At 35.9% G+C, this 3,267-nt stretch carries 3 protein-coding genes; all 3 read left to right on the forward strand.

Annotated features, from left to right (window positions below; all coding sequences use genetic code 11):
- Positions 1-1,327, forward strand: a 1,327-nt coding sequence (locus ACJMLZ_RS02665) for a 3'-5' exonuclease (protein ID WP_405303822.1), incomplete at its 5' end; no start/stop codon positions are given.
- A 10-nt stretch (positions 1,328-1,337) separates the two neighbouring features.
- Positions 1,338-2,576: a hypothetical protein gene (locus ACJMLZ_RS02670; RefSeq protein WP_405303823.1), complete on the forward strand. Its 1,239-nt coding sequence runs from the start codon at positions 1,338-1,340 to the stop codon at positions 2,574-2,576.
- Between the two features lie 28 nt (positions 2,577-2,604).
- Positions 2,605-3,267, forward strand: a 663-nt coding sequence (locus ACJMLZ_RS02675; protein WP_405303824.1) for a DUF169 domain-containing protein, incomplete at its 3' end; no start/stop codon positions are given.

A 3,267-nucleotide genomic window follows, 5' to 3' on the forward strand; every position in this document is an offset into this window, starting at 1 on the left:
TTTTGATAAGGATAAAATGCCGATTTTAGGAATGTTTAGAAATAACCCTGAAATGTTATCTAGGGATTTGACAAGATTAATAGATGATTTAGTAAATAAAGGCGAGAGTGAACTGAAAGTCCTGCAGGTTCTGGATGAGGATTATTATAAAAAAGTAAACGGCGCAATAAACATTGCACATCTGCAAAAAATCAAACAGGAAACAATCCAAGCAGGAAGAAAAGAAGAAAAAATAACACTTAAATTAGATAACGCATATGGATCCGCATCTGATATAGCTATCTTATCATATTCGCCAAAAGAAATGCCACATGGAAATCGTTCATTTCTCCATCACCTGAGAAAAAACCTTAAAAGACTTAGAAATCCTATTGAAATGTACAATCCTCGAGGGATTGACCTTCCCGACATTGATGTTGTCGGAATATTTTGTGGATTAATGCTGGAATGTATTGACCCTGAAGGAAGCATACAAAAGTCAGACAGTACAATTCCCAATCTGGCAAAAAGAAATATGACACGCTGGAGATTTAAGGCAAAAGATTACATCAAATTAAATCCCGAACCTCATGAGCCTTTTTCATTGAATGAATTTGTAACACGATGGCAACTTAGAAGACCATATCCCGAAGTTGTCAATGGCATTGAACAAACCTGGCCAAAGACTGCAAGCTTAATGGAACTTGCCTATAAGCTGACAACATGGATTGAAGACTTGCAGGAGGATGTTGAAGGAATCGTATACCTTGAAGCCATTACAAAATCCATTACTCAAACCGGATTTTTTAATGACTATCATTCAAATATATCATTTAAGAATCCTAAACAGGAAAGGGCATCTGTTTTAGAAGCTATATGGAACATCTTTATCCCATTATCAACAGGCGGGGTCGGCATTGATGAATCCCTTCTAGAAACACTGCCTGACAACAGAATAAACGTCCTATCCATTCACCAGTCAAAAGGTCTGGAATTTCCTCTTGTTATTGTTGATGTCGGGTCCAAATTTAAAAATAATGATAAACGGACTCAACGTCTAAGATTTCCAAAATTACTTCCGGATAAACTTACAATTGAAGATGCCATCAGGCAGCACAGTGCACTTGGTCCGAGCAGCAGAAGTGAAAAGGACCGCTCATTTGATGATTTAATAAGACTTTACTTTGTTGCATTCTCAAGAGCGGAAAGTGTTTTAATATTGATTGGACTGAATTCCGCTATTGAAGGATACATAAATAAAAAACAGCACTTTGATATTCCAAATATAGCCGTTGGATGGAGCAGAGACGAAAAATATGTTGGATTTAGAGAAATGTATTTAATTTAGGAGATTAACTATGAAATTGCCTTCAAGATCAAAATCTTATATGATTCCAGAATACAGCTTAACCGGAGACTTACTGTCTTTTTTAACATGCAATCTCCAATATAGATACCAGAATAAAGGAACTCTTCCCCCATCAAAACCCGTGCAAAGGTGGTTCGGGGAGTTTATTCATGGGGTAATGGAAGAAGCGTTTATTCAATGGAAGCAAAATAAGACTGAATTTCCTTGGGACTGGAAAGAAGATATCAGGCCAATTGAAGACTTAATTGATTTAAGATTGCAAACAAGAGGATTATACCCTCATGATGAAGACCTATTTTTCAGCATATTAAATCAACCCGATAATAATTTAACAATCAACGATTTGAACGAACATGACCATAAAAAATTGGCTAGCGCCAGAGCTGAAAAAGCAATAAACATTTGGGGAAAGCATTTATTCCCATTAATAGACTCGTCCGAATTGATGATTAAGGGAATACGGAACATGCCCCAATATGATGAAAACAGAAGCAGGTCAAATTATTATGGAATTAATGGTGTTGTCGACGTATTGACATCCATGAAAATTAATAAGACCCTAGAACAGAGCAACTTGGATAATTACAACAATAAAATTATTGAAATTCTTAAAAAAGACCCTCAATTTCAAGATAAAATCAAAAACGCCGATGATGAGGATTATGAAATCATCATTGACTATAAAGGAATGAAAAGGCCACCAATTGAAGTAAATGATCCCAAATCTGAAAATAAATGGGAAAGCCATAAACAGCAAATCCTGACATATACCTGGCTCAGGTCAAAACAGGAAGATTCCAAATCCATCTTTGCCGGAATCATCTTTTATCTAAACGAGCTTGTTCCTTCAAAAGAGGACCTTATGTTAATTAAGGAAGAAATGAAAAACGGATTGATTGATGAAAACACAATTATAAAATACAAAAATGACTTTGATTTAATCGACAACTGGCAGGAAGACGATAAGGCACCTGAGTTAAGTGATGACTTCAAATTGGGCAGGTCAATCAGAATCATCAATATAGATGAAAATGAAATTGAAAAATCACTTGAAAAATTCGATGAAGTGGTCTATGACATTGAAGAATCCCTTATTAAGGAAATCAAGGGATGTAAAATTCAGGACGCATGGAAAGCTGAAGCCGATGAGAGGACATGCAGCGCATGCGATTTTAAGACATTCTGTAAAAAAAATAAAAACAAACCGAAAGAATTTAAAATTCCTTAAACCAATATAATAATCAAAGGTGTTATCTATGACAAATCTGGAAAAAAATCAAAAATATTGCGAGGTTATTGAAAGTAAAATCAAATTGGATGCAAAGCCTGTTGCAATGAAGTTGATCAAAACTGAAGATGACCTTTTAGAGGGTTATGAATTAATTGATGAAAAAATCAGACATTGTGAAATGGTTAGAAAAGCATCATTAGGAGCCAAATTTTACTCCACAATTGAAGAGCAAATGTGTTTAGGCGGTGCCGGAGCCATTGGACTTAGGGACATGCCTCCAAAATTAGCAAACGGAGAAAAATACTTTTCTTTAGGAAGATTCCAAGACTTGGAAACTGCTAAAAAGCTCACAGACAAACTTTCCATCATTGAAGAAAGGTCATGGGGAATCATCTATGCGCCATTGGATGAGGCCGACTTTGAAGCTGACGTTATTCAAGTAATAACCGAACCTGTCGGAGGAATGATTCTTGCACAAAGTATCGTTTACAAAACCGGTGAAAAGATTACTCCATCATTTGCAGGAATTCAGTCATTATGTGGCGATGCATTTGCAAACCCATATCTTGCAGATGGAATTAACTTCACATTAGGCTGTGATGGTTCTAGAAAAGCGGCAGACATTAAAGACAATGAAATGACCGTTGGAATTAGTGCGGCTAAAATTGAAGAAGTTATTTCTGGCTTG

The sequence above is a fragment of the Methanobrevibacter sp. genome (assembly GCF_045126245.1).
Lineage (GTDB): Archaea > Methanobacteriota > Methanobacteria > Methanobacteriales > Methanobacteriaceae > Methanocatella.